The 14,654-nt window shown below is 72.2% G+C and carries 14 protein-coding genes; 7 read left to right on the top strand and 7 right to left on the bottom strand.

What is annotated here, in order from left to right:
* Positions 1 to 64: 64 nt before the first annotated feature.
* The 3 genes from ABZZ79_RS28105 to ABZZ79_RS28095 all read right to left on the bottom strand — a co-directional run bounded on the left by ABZZ79_RS28105 (position 65) and on the right by ABZZ79_RS28095 (position 3,994).
* Complete coding sequence (locus ABZZ79_RS28105; protein WP_356693294.1) at positions 65 to 1,015, bottom strand: TauD/TfdA family dioxygenase; 951 nt, start codon at positions 1,013 to 1,015, stop codon at positions 65 to 67.
* Positions 1,016 to 1,110: 95 nt separating this feature from the next.
* Complete coding sequence (locus tag ABZZ79_RS28100) at positions 1,111 to 2,664, bottom strand: glycoside hydrolase family 32 protein (RefSeq protein ID WP_356693292.1); 1,554 nt, start codon at positions 2,662 to 2,664, stop codon at positions 1,111 to 1,113.
* An 862-nt stretch (positions 2,665 to 3,526) separates the two neighbouring features.
* Complete coding sequence (locus ABZZ79_RS28095) at positions 3,527 to 3,994, bottom strand: peroxiredoxin (RefSeq protein ID WP_356693290.1); 468 nt, start codon at positions 3,992 to 3,994, stop codon at positions 3,527 to 3,529.
* 224 nt (positions 3,995 to 4,218) lie between these two features.
* Between ABZZ79_RS28095 and ABZZ79_RS28090 the strand changes: the two genes are divergently transcribed.
* From ABZZ79_RS28090 to hemC, 3 genes are all read left to right on the top strand, one after another.
* On the top strand, positions 4,219 to 5,199 hold the full coding sequence (locus tag ABZZ79_RS28090; protein WP_356693288.1) for an ATP-dependent DNA ligase: 981 nt from the start codon (positions 4,219 to 4,221) through the stop codon (positions 5,197 to 5,199).
* Positions 5,200 to 5,330: 131 nt separating this feature from the next.
* Positions 5,331 to 6,104: an NPP1 family protein gene (locus ABZZ79_RS28085; RefSeq protein ID WP_356693286.1), complete on the top strand. Its 774-nt coding sequence runs from the start codon at positions 5,331 to 5,333 to the stop codon at positions 6,102 to 6,104.
* A 229-nt stretch (positions 6,105 to 6,333) separates the two neighbouring features.
* The gene (gene hemC / locus ABZZ79_RS28080; protein WP_356693284.1) at positions 6,334 to 7,275 is read left to right on the top strand and encodes a hydroxymethylbilane synthase; all 942 of its coding nucleotides are present in this window, start codon (positions 6,334 to 6,336) and stop codon (positions 7,273 to 7,275) included.
* Between the two features lie 25 nt (positions 7,276 to 7,300).
* On the opposite strand, the gene ABZZ79_RS28075 is transcribed toward hemC, so the two are convergent.
* Complete coding sequence (locus tag ABZZ79_RS28075) at positions 7,301 to 7,819, bottom strand: hypothetical protein (RefSeq protein ID WP_356693282.1); 519 nt, start codon at positions 7,817 to 7,819, stop codon at positions 7,301 to 7,303.
* Between the two features lie 454 nt (positions 7,820 to 8,273).
* On the opposite strand from ABZZ79_RS28075, the gene ABZZ79_RS28070 reads away from it, so the two are divergent.
* On the top strand, positions 8,274 to 9,065 hold the full coding sequence (locus ABZZ79_RS28070; RefSeq protein ID WP_356693280.1) for an RNA polymerase sigma factor SigF: 792 nt from the start codon (positions 8,274 to 8,276) through the stop codon (positions 9,063 to 9,065).
* A 28-nt stretch (positions 9,066 to 9,093) separates the two neighbouring features.
* On the opposite strand, the gene ABZZ79_RS28065 is transcribed toward ABZZ79_RS28070, so the two are convergent.
* Entirely contained in the window at positions 9,094 to 9,426 is a 333-nt protein-coding gene (locus ABZZ79_RS28065) for an ANTAR domain-containing protein (RefSeq protein ID WP_356693278.1), read from the bottom strand.
* Between the two features lie 125 nt (positions 9,427 to 9,551).
* On the opposite strand from ABZZ79_RS28065, the gene ABZZ79_RS28060 reads away from it, so the two are divergent.
* Positions 9,552 to 10,349 (top strand): VOC family protein, encoded by a 798-nt coding sequence (locus ABZZ79_RS28060; protein WP_356693276.1) that lies wholly within the window; start codon positions 9,552 to 9,554, stop codon positions 10,347 to 10,349.
* A 142-nt stretch (positions 10,350 to 10,491) separates the two neighbouring features.
* Here the strand turns inward: ABZZ79_RS28060 and glgX are convergent, their stop codons facing one another.
* Both glgX and ABZZ79_RS28050 read right to left on the bottom strand, forming a co-directional pair.
* Complete coding sequence (gene glgX, locus ABZZ79_RS28055) at positions 10,492 to 12,639, bottom strand: glycogen debranching protein GlgX (protein ID WP_356693274.1); 2,148 nt, start codon at positions 12,637 to 12,639, stop codon at positions 10,492 to 10,494.
* Positions 12,636 to 13,148: a pep a2 gene (locus ABZZ79_RS28050; RefSeq protein ID WP_356693272.1), complete on the bottom strand. Its 513-nt coding sequence runs from the start codon at positions 13,146 to 13,148 to the stop codon at positions 12,636 to 12,638. Before ABZZ79_RS28050 ends, glgX begins: the two co-directional genes overlap by 4 nt.
* Positions 13,149 to 13,408: 260 nt before the next feature.
* On the opposite strand from ABZZ79_RS28050, the gene ABZZ79_RS28045 reads away from it, so the two are divergent.
* Positions 13,409 to 13,708: a DUF5133 domain-containing protein gene (locus ABZZ79_RS28045; RefSeq protein WP_356693270.1), complete on the top strand. Its 300-nt coding sequence runs from the start codon at positions 13,409 to 13,411 to the stop codon at positions 13,706 to 13,708.
* Between the two features lie 131 nt (positions 13,709 to 13,839).
* The coding region (locus ABZZ79_RS28040; RefSeq protein WP_356693268.1) for a maltotransferase domain-containing protein at positions 13,840 to 14,654 on the top strand (815 nt) is incomplete at its 3' end.

The following is a 14,654-nucleotide window of genomic DNA, read 5'->3' as shown; positions in this document are numbered from 1 at the left end:
GCCGTCCCGCTCGCCGCAACCGCGAGCCGCGAGCCGCGAGCCGTGGCGCGCGGCACCGGGCCGGTCACCAGCGGCCCACCTCGGTCCCCGTGATCGGCTCGGACGGCTTGCCGTTCACCCCGACCGGCACCTCGCCCGTGAGCATCACGCGGTGCATGGTGCGCGGGAACCCGAGATGGGTGTTGTCGCCGGGCGCGAGGTGGATGGTGGCGCGGTTGTCCCAGAAGGCCACGCTGCCCGGCTCCCAGCGGAAGCGGACGGTGTACTCGGGGCGGACCGCCTGCTCCAGCAGCATCTCCAGGACCGCGGCGCTCTCCGCGCGGGAGAGGCCGTCGATCTGCTCTACGTAGTAGCCGTTGACGAACAGCACCCGCTCACCGCTCTCGGGATGGACCCCGACCAGTGGGTGCAGGGAGGCGACCTGATGGTCCAGCAGATGCCGGACGTAGGCGTCGTCGCCGGGCCGCGGCTGGTACCCGACGCCGAGCCGGTGCTCGGCCCGCAGTCCGTCGACGAACTCCCGTACGGGCGCGGACAGTCCGGCGTACGCGGCCGCGAGGTTGGCCCAGGTGGTGTCACCGCCGTACGGCGGAACGGTCTCGGCCCGCAGGATCGTCGCGGCGGGCGGGTCGACGCGGGCACCGTGATCGCAGTGCCAGCCGCGCAGCAGGGTGTGCCTGCGCCGTCGCAGCCACTCCTCGTGCTCCATCCCGAACCGCCCGCCCAACTCCAGCCGGTCCGCGGTCGTCTCGATCTCCGGCACGTCCGCCGGCGACGCGCTCCCGCGCCGGGGCAGCACCACGGGTTGCCCGAACCGGCGCGCGAACGCCACATGCCCGGCGTGATCCAGGCGCTGCCCCCGGAAGAACACCACCTTCCAGCGCAGCACGGCCGCCCGGATCACCCCGACGGTCTCCTCGCTCAGCTCCTCCATCAGGTCCACACCGCTGATCTCGGCCCCGATGTACCCGGCCATCGGCCGCACCTCGGCCCCGGCCGTCTCCCGCTCCACCATCCGCCCTCCGCTGATCGCCACTGCCGACCAGCCCGATGGTGTCAGCGATCAGCGCGCCGGGCCACAGGGCCCCGGCATCGGGCCCCGGCCTCGGGTCAGAGGGTGAACTCCCTGATCACCACGTTCCGGAACAGCGCCCTGCCCTCGATCGTGAAGAGTGACAGGCCCGTGTCGATCAGATACGGGAAGGCCACCGAGGAGTGGGTGTGCCGGCCGTCGTCAACGAACATCTCCACCGACGTGCGGTCGACCAGGACGCGCAGCCGCACGCGGCGGGCCGACGGGTCGAAGGGGCTGTGACTCTCCTGCCAGCGGCCCGACGCGTCCGGGTTGACCGTGCCGCGGCGGTTGAGGAAGGCGAAGTCGCGGTAGACCCCGGCGTCGATGTGACGGCTGCCGTCCGGGGAGCGGCGCAACTGCAGACCCGCGCCGGTGAGCTGGTCCCAGGTGATCTCGCAGCTGATCTCGTAGGCCCGGCCCCGGTAGTCCAGGACACGGCTGCCGTCGACCTCGATGTCGCCCAGGCGCAGCGTGCGCGAGACATGCGCGTCCAGAGCCACGACCGGCTGCGAGGCCAGGTGGTAGGTGCCCGACGCGGCCCGTTCCAGGGTCACTTCGCGCACGATCGAGTCAGTGCCGTTGAAGCCGTCGGTGTCGATGGTGGGGGTGAAGTTGGCGTAGTCCCAGTTGTTCAGCCAGCCGATCGCGTACCGCCCGCGCGGGTCGGGCGCGCCGCCCGCGTCCCGCTTCTCGAAGGTCACCGCCCCGTACCAGTCCCAGCCGTGGTCCAGCCACTGCGGGTCGGGAGAGTCGGCGGTGAAGGCCGAGCCGTCGAAGGCGCCGGTCCAGTACGCGTACGTGTTGGGCAGACCGCTGCCCTTGCCGTTGGCACTGGCGCCCAGTACCCACTTCACCGTGCCGTCGTCGGCGGTGATCCGGAACAGGTCGGGGCACTCCAGCACGCCGAGGCCCTCCTCGACGAAGTCGCCGGCGTAGGCCCAGTTCCTCAGGTCCGCCGAGTGGTAGAAGCCGATCCGGTGGTTCTCGGCGAGCGCCATCACCCAGCGGCCACGCTCCTCGTCGCGGATCACCTTGGGGTCGCGGAAGTCGCGCACCCCCGGGTTCGGCAGCACCGGGGCCGTGCCGGAGTTGGTGAAGGTGCGGCCGCCGTCGGTGGAGTAGTACAGGTACTGCGCCTGGGTGTTCGCGCTCTCCACCGGCTCCATGGTGACCAGGACGACGACGGCCCCCGCCCCGAACCCGGCGGTGTTGTCGGTGTCCACCACCGCCGAGCCGGACCACACGTCCCCGTTCGGCGTGGTGTCCTTGGGCACCGCGATCCCCCGGTCGGTGAACGCCACCAGGTCCTTGCTGGTCACCAGCCGCCAGGCGGTGCCCGCGTTGGTGCCACCGGCGAAATAGTCCGGGTTGTACAGGTAGTAGTAGGCGTACTCGCCGTCGATCCAGACCGGGCGCTGCGGGTCGTTCTTCCACTGGTCGGGCACCGTGAAGTGGTACTCGGCGCGGTAGCTCGCGCAGGCGGCGGGGCGCTGCCTGGACCCCGCCTCGGCGGGCACGGCCGGCAGCAGCGCCGCGGCACCCCCCGCCGCGGATCCGGCGAACAGCGCTCTCCTGGAGGTTGCGGGCATCACACATCGTTCCCTTCGTCGGGACGGCGGCTCGCCGGACACGGGCGAGGCGGTGCGGGTGCCGGTCGATACGGGGTGGCCGAGACGACCCCGCCCGGCCGAGTCGTCACAGCTCCGGCCGAGACGACCCTGCCCGGCGAGTCGTCCGGGGTCCGGCCGAGAGGACGCCGCCCGGTGGACCGTCAGGGGTCCGGCCAGGGCGACCCCGCCCGGTGGACCATCAGAGGTCCAGCCGAGCCGACCCCGCACGGTGGACGGTCAGAGGTCCAGCCAAGCCGACCCCTCCCAGCGGACCGACAAAGGTCCAGCCGAAACGCACTCGCCCGGCGGACCCTCACACGTCCGGTCGAGACGGCCCCGACCGGCGAGCCGTCAGGGGTCCGGCCCAGACGACCCCGCCCGGGAGTCGTGAGGGGTCCGGCCAAGACGACCCCGCCCGGTGGACCGTCAAAGGTCCAGCCGAAACGAACTCGCCCGGCGGACCCTCACACGTCCGGTCGAGACGGCCCCGACCGGCGAGCCGTCAGGGGTCCGGCCCAGACGACCCCGCCCGGGGAGTCGTGAGGGGTCCGGCCAAGACGGTCTCATGACGGTTCCTCCGGGAAGAGGGAGAGACGAGACCCATCCGAAGCCTCGATGGCCGGACACCCTCGCCCCGGCGGACCGCCACGGGTCCAGCCGAGACGACCCCGCCTCCCCAGGAGTCCGGCCAAGACGACGCCGCCCGGCGAGGCGTCACGGTCCAGCCGTAACGGACCCGCCGGGCGGATCGCCACGAGTCCTGCCGAGAACGACCCCGCCGTGCCGGTCGGTGCGGGTCGCGCCGAGGCGGCGGCCCGGCCGGGTGGGGCCGCGGCCGCCCTCAGCCGGCCTGTCCGCGCAGGGCGGCGAGGGCACGGTCGGCGTGGATGTTCATGCGCAGCTCACTGCGCACGACCTCCAGCACCGTCCGGTTGCGCCCTATGACGAAGGTGACCCGCTTGGTGGGCGCGAGGCTGAACCCCCGCTTCACACCGAACCGCTCCCGGATCGACCCGTCGGTGTCGGACAGCAGCGGCATGCCCAGGGTGTGGCGCCCGGCGAACTCGGCCTGCTTGTCCACACTGTCCCCGCTGATCCCGACGGGTCGCGCGCCGACCGCCGCGAACTCCGCGGCCAGGTCCCTGAAGTGGCACGCCTCGGCGGTGCAGCCGGGGGTCATGGCCGCGGGGTAGAAGAACAGCACCACCGGCCCCTCGGCCAGCAGCTCCGACAGCTTGCGCGTCGCGCCCGTTTCGTCCGGCAGTGCGAAGTCCTCGACGACATCGCCGACTTGGGGATGTCCAGCCATGCTTCCTCCTCCGGTGGTCTGTCGCGCGATCGTACTGGACGGTAGGTGCGGATGGAGGGGCGGCCCCACGCATCAAGCCGGCCGCAGGGATGGCGGCGAAATTGGCCCCCCATGGCACCGGACCGGTCCCGGATCGGCCCGGTGCCGCCCCGCCGAGACGCCGTTCAGGGGAAACCGCCGCCCGGCGCGTATGCCGGGGCCCGGACCCGTCGACACCATAAGCCGTGACCCTGCCGCTGATCGCCCCGATGCTCGCCACGCCCGGCACCCTGCCGTCCGCCGCGCAGGACACGCGCTGGGCCTACGAGACCAAGCAGGACGGCCAGCGTGCGGTGGTCTACCTCCCCGGGGACGGCAGCGTGCTGCTGCGCGCCCGGTCCGGCGAGGAGATCACCGCCGCCTACCCCGAGCTGCGCGGGCTCGGCCCCGCGCTCGGCGGCACACCCGCGGTCCTGGACGGTGAGGTGCTCGCGCTGGACGAGGGCGGCCGCGCCGACTTCCAGGCCCTCCAGTCGCGGATGGGTCTCGCGCACGCCCCGGCGAAGGCGGCCCGCAAGGCGGCCGAGGTGCCCGTGCACCTGGCCCTGTTCGACGTGATGCATCTGGAAGGCGACTCGCTCCTGCGCCTGCCCTACCGGCGCCGCCGCGGTCTGCTGGAGGGACTGGCGCTCCGGGGGCCGTACTGGTCGACGCCCGCCGCCCTGGTCGGCCACGGCGAGGAGGCCCTGCGCGCGACCCGCGCCCACGGGCTGGAGGGCCTGGTCTGCAAGCGGCTGGACTCGCTCTACGAGCCGGGCGTGCGCTCCCGGTCCTGGATCAAGATCCGCAACATGCGGGGCGTGGACGTGATCGTCGGCGGCTGGCTGCCCGGCAGGGGCCGGCTCACCGGCCTGCCCGGCGCGCTGCTGGTCGGGCAGCGCCGGGCGGGCCGGCTGCGGTACGTCGGCGGCGTGGGCACCGGCTGGAGCGAGGCCGAGCGCACCGAGCTGGCCGGGCTGCTGCGGGCGGACGCCACGGACGTCTGCCCGTTCGACCCGGTGCCGCGGGTCCGGGACGCCCACTGGGTGCGGCCCCGCCTGGTCGGCGAGGTCCGCTACAGCACACGGACCCGCTCCGGCCTGCTGCGCCAGCCGTCCTGGCTCAGGCTGCGACCCGACCTCACCCCTGAGGAGTCCACGGCGGACCTGCCCGACGACGTCGTCTGACACGGCTTGTCGATCTGTCCTTCACCACTGTGACGCCCGCGACCTCTTGGCGCGTGCGGAAATCGGCGGCAAGCTGAACTGCCTTTCCCCCCACAGCCGTTCGGCTGCGCCCGCATCAGAAGGAGGACGCAGTGTCGCAGAAGTCCACTCGCATCCGCAGGAGATGGCTCACCGGTCCGGCCGGAGCCGCCGCCCTCGTCATCGCCTTCCCCGGCACCGCCCTGGCCGCGCCTCCGCAGGCGCTGCCCGCCGACGCGGACGGTCTGGAGCGGACCTTCCAGCCCGCCTACGACTACGACACCGACGGCTGCTACTCCACGCCGGCCATCGGTCCCGACGGCACGGTCAACGGCGGCCTGAACCCGACGGGCGCCCTCAACGGCCAGTGCCGTGACTCCTGGGACCTGGACAACACCAACGGCTACTCGCGCTACAAGTGCAACAACGGCTGGTGCGCGATCCTCTACGGCCTGTACTTCGAGAAGGACCAGGCCCTGTCCGGCAGCAGCATCGGCGGGCACCGGCACGACTGGGAGCATGTCGCGGTCTGGGTGCAGAACAACCAGGTCAAGTACGTCTCGACGTCCAACCACGGCTCGTTCACGGTGCACAACGCCTCGCAGATCCGCTTCGAAGGCACGCACCCGAAGATCGTCTACCACAAGGACGGCATCAGCACCCACTGCTTCCGCGCGGCCAACTCGGGCGACGAGCCGCCGGAGAACCACGAGCACATCTGGCAGTACCCGGCGCTGGTCGGCTGGAACGGCTACCCGGCGGGCATCCGCGAGAAGCTGGTCTCGTACAACTTCGGCAGCGCCAACTTCGGCCTGAAGGACGCCAGTTTCGCCTCGCACCTGGCGTCGGCGAAGCCGTCGGGGATCACCTTCGACCCGTACGCCTGAGCCGCACGGCGGCCAGGTCCCGGCCGCGCCAGGTCCCGGGGGCTCGGTCCGCGTCGGGTGTCGGTCGCGGACCCGGCCGCCGCCCACCGCCCACCGCCCACCGCCCCGCCCACCGGCCACCGGCCACCGGCCTCATGGCACGGGACGCCTCCATTCTGGCGGGCCGCCCCGGACGGCTGCCGCCGAACGGGGGGATACGTCGGATGCGGCCCCGCGGGGGCACTATCGTGTGCGCATGTCCGTTCCCGAACTGATCCGGATCGTCTCCCGTGACTCGCCCATGGCGCTGGCGCAGGTGGAACGCGTACGCGCCGAGCTCACGGCCCTGTACCCCGGTGTGCGCACCGAGGTGGTGCCGGTGAAGACGACCGGCGACAAGTGGCTCGGCGACCTGTCGAAGGTCGACGGCAAGGGCGCCTTCACCAAGGAGGTCGACGCCGCGCTGCTGGCCGGGGAGGCCGACCTCGCGGTGCACTGCGTCAAGGACGTGCCCGCCGACCGGCCGCTGCCCGCGGGGACCGTGTTCGCCGCGTTCCTGAGGCGCGACGACATCCGTGACGCGCTCGTCCATCCGGGCGGCCTCACCCTGGACGAACTGCCCGACGGCACCCGCATCGGCACCTCCTCGGTCCGCCGGGTCGCCCAACTGGCCGCCACGCACCCGCAGTTGGAGTGCGTGCCGTTCCGCGGCAACGCCAACCGGCGGCTGGAGAAGCTCGCCGCGGGCGAGGCCGACGCCCTGCTGCTCGCGGTGTCGGGGCTGGAGCGGATCGGCCGTCAGGACGTGATCAGCGAGGTGCTGTCGCCGGAGGCGATGATGCCCCCGATCGGCGCGGGGATCCTCGCGCTCCAGTGCCGTCAGGGCGACACGGAGCTGATCGACACGGTGAGCGCTCTCGGCGATCCGGCCACTCATCGCGAGGCCACCGCCGAACGGATGTTCCTGCACGTGCTGCAGGGGCACTGCAACAGCCCGATCGCCGGCTTCGCCGAGGTCGACCGCAGGGGTGAACTCTCCCTGCGTGCGTGCGTGTTCACGCCGGACGGCAAGACCCGGCTGAACGCCCACGAATGGGCGGGCCCGCTCGACCCGGCCACCCTCGGCACCTCCGTCGCCGTGGCGCTGCTGCGACAGGGTGCCCGCGAGATCATCGACGGCATCCCGCACTGACCCGCGCCAGGAGCTGGGGCCCGCCTCAGGCGGTGCCCTCCTCCGCCTGGTCGCGCAGGAAGTTGCTCACCTGGTGGGCGACGCCGCAGCCCTGGCCGGGGTGGGCGCCCAGGACGTCCTCGTCCAGGCCGAGGCCGCCCACCCACATGCGGCGTTCGGCCCACTCCTCGTCCACGCGCAACTGGATCTGGACGTCCACGCGGTCGAGCGAGTCCTCGGGCCCGGCGGCGAACAGCACGGCCGTCGCGCGGCGCAGCGGGTAGACGTCGAAGCCCTCGATGAACTGCGAGTTGCGCCAGTCGATGAAGACGCTCTCGCCGTCGGGGCCGATGCGCACGTCGATCTGACCGTCTTCCAGGTGGATGCCGAACTGCCCCGTGCCACGGTTCTCGACGGTGACACGGAGGCTGAAGTAGGTCAGCCCCTCGGCCGCGTCGTCGCGTCCGCGCGGCGGTTCACTCCGCTCAAGACGGTGGACGCGGACGCGCAGACCGGCATGCTCGTCGTAATCCTGCCAGTCCCCGACCACGTTCGGCTCGCACACAATGCACCTCTCGACTTCCAAGGGTGCTTCCTATCCGTGCGCCGATCGCACTGTCAAATGAGCAGAATGCGCTGTGGCCAGGGATTTCCGGGCCTTGATCGGCGATCAAGCGCTGCGCAGGAAGAACTCGCCGGACGGGCCCGCCGGACCCCGCGGCCGCGTGCCGCACATCACGTTCCGCCCTGATCGTCCCGCGCCCGCCAGGTCGTGACACCGCGTGGTGTCACGTACCCGCCGCGCCGTACCGCTGTGCGGTCGTCCGGTCGCCGACCGTACAACTTTTCACGAAACAGGTTTCGTCCTTTTCGTCACGGGCATCTGTATCACGTGCTTCGGACCGGAGGCACGACCGTGGGACACCGCGCGTCGGCCCCCGGCGTCTCCGTGAGCCCCCCGCGCACACCTCCCACGGTGCCCCCTACGGCACCCACCACGCTTTGGGAGGTGCGCCTCCGTGAGTGTCACCAGCAGAACGAACCAACACCCCCACGACGACGCCCCCGACACCGCCGCCGACTTCGACCGGCTCAGGCGACTGCCCGACGGGGCGGAGCGCGAGAACCTGCGCGACGACCTGGTCAGGGCCTGGCTCCCCATGGCCGAACGCATCGCCATCCGCTTCCGCGGCCGCGGCGAGAGCCTGGAGGACCTCTACCAGGTGGCGGCCCTCGGACTCGTCAAGGCCGTCGACCACTACGACCCCGCACGCGGCCACGCCTTCGAGGCGTACGCCGTCCCGACCGTCACCGGCGAGCTCAAACGGCACTTCCGCGACCACATGTGGACCCTGCACGTACCCCGCCGCGTCCAGGAACTGCGCAACCGGGTCCGCCGGGCCGCGAAGGAACTCTCCCAGACCACCACGGGCCGGGCACCGACCGTCGCCGAGATCGCCCGGCACACCGACCTGACCGAGAGCGAGGTCCGCACCGGGCTGGAGGCCCTGGACTGCTTCTCGGCCCTGTCGCTGGACGCCGAGCTGCCCGGAACGGACGGCTACGCACTCGGCGACGCCATCGGCGGGCCGGACCCGGGCTTCGAGCTGGTCGTGGACCGGGTGGCCGTACGGCCCTGCCTGCAGGCCCTCCCGGAACGCGAGCGCACCATCCTCTACCTGCGCTTCTTCCAGGGCATGACACAGAGCTCCATCGCCGAGCAGCTCGGCATCTCGCAGATGCATGTGTCACGGCTGCTCAGCGGCTGCTTCGCACACCTGCGCGAGGAGCTGCTCGCCGAGGCCGGCTGAGAGGCGGCCGATGAGGATCGCCGCCCTCTCACCCGGACGGACTACCGGGGATCTGGGTCGGGCCGTGGCGGTCGAGCGCCGCCTCGAGCTCGGCCCGGATCTCGCCGGGGATGTCGCCCGTGCGCCCCCACAGCAGGATGAGCTCGGCGACCTGGCGGAGCTTGACGTTGGTGTGCTGCGAGACCTCCCGGAGCACCGTCCAGCCCTGGTCGGGGGCGACCCGTCCCATCGCGACCATCATCCCGATGGCCTGGTCCACCACGGCGTGTGAGGTCACGGCCTCCTTGAGCTGCTGGACCTCCTCCTGCAACTCAACGATCCGGTCCGTCTCGCCAGCGGGTTCAGCCGGTTCCTGTACCACGCGTACATCCTCCGCCCGGAGAGCATCCCGTGCCAACGGTTCCTCGGCAGGCGCCCGGCACGGATCCGGTTGGACACTGGGAGGAGACCGCGGGCCGTCGGCCCACGACACCCAGGACGAGTGCCATGAACCACCATCCGACCCCCTCCGCCCCGGAGGTCGTCACCACCCAGCACGTGTTCGGCGCACCCTGTTGGGTGAGTCTGACCAGCCGCGACCTGCCGGCCACCGAGGCCTTCTACACGGCCGTGCTGGGCTGGCGGTGGCGGTCGGCCAAGCTGGGCGACAAGTTCCGGATCGCGCTGGCGGACGCGGCACCCGTCGCGGGCATCGCGGCCGTGGCCGCGATGTGGCAGATGGCGGTGGCCTGGACGCCGTACTTCGCGGTCGCGAGCGCCAACGAGGCCGCGGCCCGTGCCCAGGAGCGCGGTGGCACCGCGGCCGTCGGCCCGATCTCCTTCCCGCCCGGCCGGGCGGCGCTGCTCGCCGACCGCGACGGCGCCACCTTCGGGATCTGGGAGGGCGAGCTGTTCACCGACTGGGAGACCTGGCGCCGCGCGGCCCCCGCCTTCATCCGGCTGCACACCCGTGACGCCTTCGACTCGGCGATCTTCTACGGCGAGGTCCTGGAGTGGGCCTCGACCCGGCCCGGCGGCTGCGAGGTGCACTACGAGGGCGACGAGGTGGTGCTGCGCAGCCGGGGCGATGTGGTGGCCCGGATCGAGTCGGGCGCGCTGGAGGCCGCTCCGGACCCCACGATCCGGCCGCACTGGCAGGTCCACTTCGCCGTCGAGGACGTGGAGGCCTGCGCACGGGCCGCGGAGCTGCACGGCGGCAGCGTCCTCGGCAAGAACACCGAGAACGCCGTGCTGCGCGACCCGGACGGCGCCCAGTTCACGGTGACGTCCCACCTGACGCGCTGACGCGCTGACGGACCCGACGGGGTTCCGCCGGGCCGCGCACAAGAAGGCCGCCCAGCACAGGAGAAGCGGGAGCCGCCTCGCACAGGAGAGGCGGGGCGCCGGCGCCCCCGCCTCCTCCGTCACCTCACCGCACCCGTACGGCTCACCCGCCCCGGCGTGACGGCCGCGACAGCAGCACCAGGCTGCGGGAGCCGACGGTCAGCACGGTGGCCGCCTTGTGCTCCGTCTCGTCGGGTACGCCCTGGGGGTCGGCGGTGTCGATCAGCGCCGACCAGCGCGCCCCGTAGGCGGCGCCCGGCAGCGTGAAATCGACCGGCTCCCAGTAGCTGTTGAGCAGCAGCAGGAACGAGTCGTCGAGCACAGGCCGGCCCTGCGGGTCGGGCTCCGCGATCGCGTCACCGTTGAGGAAGACGGCGACGGAGTGGGCGTCGGAGCGCCGCCAGTCCCGCTGGGTCATCCCCCGGCTGTCCGGCGCCAGCCACACCAGGTCGGGCAGCGGCTGCCCCGCGTGCGTGAGGGTCTCGCCGCGGAAGAACCGGCGCCGCCGCAGCACCGGGTGGGCGGAGCGCAGGGCGATGACCCGCCGGGTGTAGTCGAGCAGCTCGCGCTGCTCCGCGGTCAACCGCCAGTCGATCCAGGACAGTTCGCCGTCCTGGCAGTAGGCGTTGTTGTTGCCGCGCTGGGTGCGGCCGAGCTCGTCGCCATGCAGGAGCATCGGGATGCCCTGGGACAGCAGCAGCGTGGCCAGGAAGTTGCGCTGCATCCGCCCGCGCAGCTCCAGCACGGACGGGTTCTCGCTCTCGCCCTCGGCCCCGCAGTTCCAGGACCGGTTGACGCTCTCGCCGTCCCGGTTGGCCTCGCCGTTGGCCTCGTTGTGCTTGTCGTTGTACGACACGAGGTCGCGCAGCGTGAAACCGTCGTGCGCGGTCACGAAGTTGACGCTGGCGCGCGGCCTGCGCCGGCTGTGCTGGTAGAGGTCGGAGGAGCCGGTCAGCCGGGAGGCGAACTCGCCGAGGGTGTTCTCGCCGGTCCGCCAGAAGTCGCGCACGGTGTCGCGGTAGCGGCCGTTCCACTCCGACCACAGGGGCGGGAAGTTGCCCACCTGGTAGCCGCCCTCGCCGACGTCCCACGGCTCGGCGATCAGCTTCACCCTGCTGATGACAGGGTCCTGCTGGATCAGGTCGAAGAACGCCGAGAGCCGGTCCACCTCGTGGAACTGCCGGGCGAGGGTCGCCGCGAGGTCGAAGCGGAAGCCGTCGACATGCATCTCGGTGACCCAGTAGCGCAGCGAGTCCATGATCAGCTGAAGGACGTACGGGTGCCGCATCAGCAGGCTGTTGCCCGTCCCGGTGGTGTCGTAGTAGTGGCCCCAGTCGCCGTCCACCAGGCGGTAGTAGGAGGCGTTGTCGATGCCGCGGAAGGAGAGGGTGGGGCCCTTCTCGTTGCCCTCGGCGGTGTGGTTGTAGACCACGTCGAGGATCACTTCGAGGCCCGCCGCGTGCAGGGCCTTCACCATCGACTTGAACTCGGCGACCTGTTCCCCGCGGGTGCCGTGGGCGGCGTAGGCGTTGTGCGGGGCGAAGTAGCCGATCGTGTTGTAGCCCCAGTAGTTGGCCAGGCCCCGGTCGCGCAGCACGCCGTCCTGCACGAACTGGTGGACCGGCATCAGCTCGACGGCCGTCACCCCGAGCGAGACGAGGTGTTCGACGACCGCCGGGTGCGCGAGCCCGGCGTAGGTGCCGCGCAGTTCGGGCGGCACCTCGGGGTGGGTGCGGGTGAGGCCCTTGACGTGGGCCTCGTAGATCACCGAGTCGGCGTAGGGCCGCCGGGGCGGACGGTCCTCGCCCCAGTCGAAGCGGGGATCGGTGACCACGCCGAGCATGGTGTGCCCGGCGCTGTCCGCCGGGTCGGGCCCGGACGGATCGCGCTCGTAGAGCGAGGGGTGGTTGTCGATCTGCCCGTCCACGGCCGTGGCGTACGGGTCGAGCAGCAGCTTCGCCGGGTTGCAGCGCTGGCCCACGTCCGGGTGCCAGGGCCCGTGCACCCGGTAGCCGTAGCGCCGGCCCGGTCCGACGCCCGGCACATAGCCGTGCCACACGAAACCGTCGACCTCGGTCAGCGGCACCTCGCGGTGACGTCCGTCGTCGTCGACGAGGACCAGCTCGACACGCTCGGCGACCTCGCTGAAGAGGGCGAAGTTGGTGCCCTCGCCGTCGTGGGTGGCGCCCAACGGGTAGGGGTGCCCGCTCCACACGGGCACCCCGGACTTCCGGTTTCGCTTCGAGGTCACCGGGCATCCTCCAGCACGCCCGCGGCGCGGGTCCGGCCGGCCAGGACCGCGGTCGGCACCACCTCGCGGGGCACCTGGAGCACCTCGCGCAGGCTCGGCGCGGGGGCCGTGGGCACCAGCGGGACGCGCTCACCGGTACGGGCCCGCTGCGAGAACCAGATGACCTTGGAGCCGGTGTCGGTGGCACAGCAGCCCCAGCCGTCGCAGTGCGCGGCCAGGTGCTCCAGGCAGTCGCGCAGGTCCTGGTCGGGTCGCAGGTCGCAGTCGTTCTCCCCGATGGCGGTGATCAGGTGCTGACCGTTCCACCACAACTCCACGGAGGTGTGCTTGTCGGTCGCGTGTTCGTCGATCGCCGTCAGCAGCAGCTCGGCCGCGCCACGGACCGGTTCCACGATCGTCTCCAGGTCCCAGTAACGGAGATGGGCTGCCAGGATGCGTCCGACCTGTCCGACGCGTTCCGGGCTGACTTCCACGTCGAGGTGGTAGTAGCAGGGCACTGCGGTCTTCATCGTCGCTCCTCACCGGCCAGACTCCCGCCCGTCCGGCTCGTACGAGCCGGCCCCGAGTACGAAGCGTGAGCACCGATCGCTTCTGAGTAAGCACCACAGTGCGGGCGCTAGTCCATTCGTGCAACACGAGACGCGCACCGGGGTCGTTGAAGATCCAACAAGACGCTGGGTCGCCGTCCGTGCACCATGAGTGAAGGTCCGGGGTGTCCCCGGCCGTCGGGACGGCGCCGTTCGCGGCCCCTCGGAAAGGTGATCCCGCCATGCTCCTACCCGCCGAAGCCGAAGTCGCCCGGCAGCTGCGGCGGTACCGGGCCTGGGAGCGCATGATGCTCGCCGCCCCGGCCGACCACACGGTGCGCGCCTCCTTCGAGGACTCGGGATACACGCTGTGCGTGCTGATGGGGAAGCGCTGTGCGCGGGAGGCCGCGGACGCCGCCGAACGCTATCTGCGGCACGGACCCGCCGCGTTCCTGAGCGACCAGAGCGGGCGCCCGCGTCCGGCGCGGCGCGTGCGGCGTACGGCGGTCACGGCCGCCCGGCCCACCGCCGCGGGCCGCTGACCCCGACCCGCACCGTCGCGTCGGAGGGCGAAGGCGCCCTCCGGCGCACCACCGTGGGGAGGCAGCGCCTTCCCCCGCGGAACCCAGCTCCGGCCACTCGGGCCGGCGTCGAGCACGGCGGAGGAGAGACCATGAGCGCGCCCATCGGCCGCATCCCGGTACGCCATGTCCACCCGGCGGTGGAGGGCGGCCGACGCCCGGCGAAGGCCGTGGCGGGCGAGACGTTCGAGGTCTCCGCCACCGTTTTCCGCGAGGGTCATGACGCCGTTTCGGCGAATGTCGTGCTGACCGATCCGGATGGCCGGCGCGGCCCGTTCACGCCGATGCGCGAGCTCTCCCCCGGCTCCGACCGCTGGGGCGCCGAGGTCACCCCGCACACGCCCGGCCGCTGGAGCTACCACGTCGAGGCCTGGAGCGACCCGATCACCACCTGGCGGCACCACGCGCGGATCAAGATCCCGGCGGGCATCGACACGGGCCTCGTCCTGGAGGAGGGCGGCGACCTGCACGAGCGCGCCGCCGCGGGCGTCCCGAAGGGCCCCTCGCGCACCGCACTCCTCGGGGCGGCGCGGCTGCTGCGGGACGACACGCTGCCGGTGGGGACCCGGCTCGCGGCCGCGTTCACGGACGGGGTGGCAGCCGCCCTGTCCGCGCATCCGTTGCGGGAGCTGGTGACGGTGTCGGAGGCGATGCCGCTGCTGGTGGAGCGGGAACGGGCCCTGTACGGCTCGTGGTACGAGTTCTTCCCCCGCTCCGAGGGCACGCCCGACACCCCGCACGGCACGTTCCGCACCGCCGCACGGCGGCTGCCCGCGATCGCCGCGATGGGCTTCGACGTCGTCTACCTCCCGCCGATCCACCCGATCGGCACCGCCCACCGCAAGGGCCGCAACAACACCCTCACCCCCGGCCCCGACGACGTCGGCGTGCCCTGGGCGATCGGCTC

It is taken from the genome of Streptomyces sp. NPDC006458 (assembly GCF_040612135.1).
In the GTDB taxonomy this organism is placed as follows: Bacteria; Actinomycetota; Actinomycetes; order Streptomycetales; family Streptomycetaceae; genus Streptomyces.
This window is presented reverse-complemented; position numbering and strand designations above follow the sequence as displayed.

Bases quoted from the DNA above. Each gene is read 5' to 3' on its own strand.
- ABZZ79_RS28105 (WP_356693294.1), bottom strand. From the start codon at position 1,015: ATGGTGGAGCGGGAGACGGCCGGGGCCGAGGTGCGGCCGATGGCCGGG.
- ABZZ79_RS28100 (WP_356693292.1), bottom strand. From the start codon at position 2,664: ATGCCCGCAACCTCCAGGAGAGCGCTGTTCGCCGGATCCGCGGCGGGG.
- ABZZ79_RS28095 (WP_356693290.1), bottom strand. From the start codon at position 3,994: ATGGCTGGACATCCCCAAGTCGGCGATGTCGTCGAGGACTTCGCACTG.
- ABZZ79_RS28060 (WP_356693276.1), top strand. From the start codon at position 9,552: ATGAACCACCATCCGACCCCCTCCGCCCCGGAGGTCGTCACCACCCAG.
- ABZZ79_RS28050 (WP_356693272.1), bottom strand. From the start codon at position 13,148: ATGAAGACCGCAGTGCCCTGCTACTACCACCTCGACGTGGAAGTCAGC.
- ABZZ79_RS28045 (WP_356693270.1), top strand. From the start codon at position 13,409: ATGCTCCTACCCGCCGAAGCCGAAGTCGCCCGGCAGCTGCGGCGGTAC.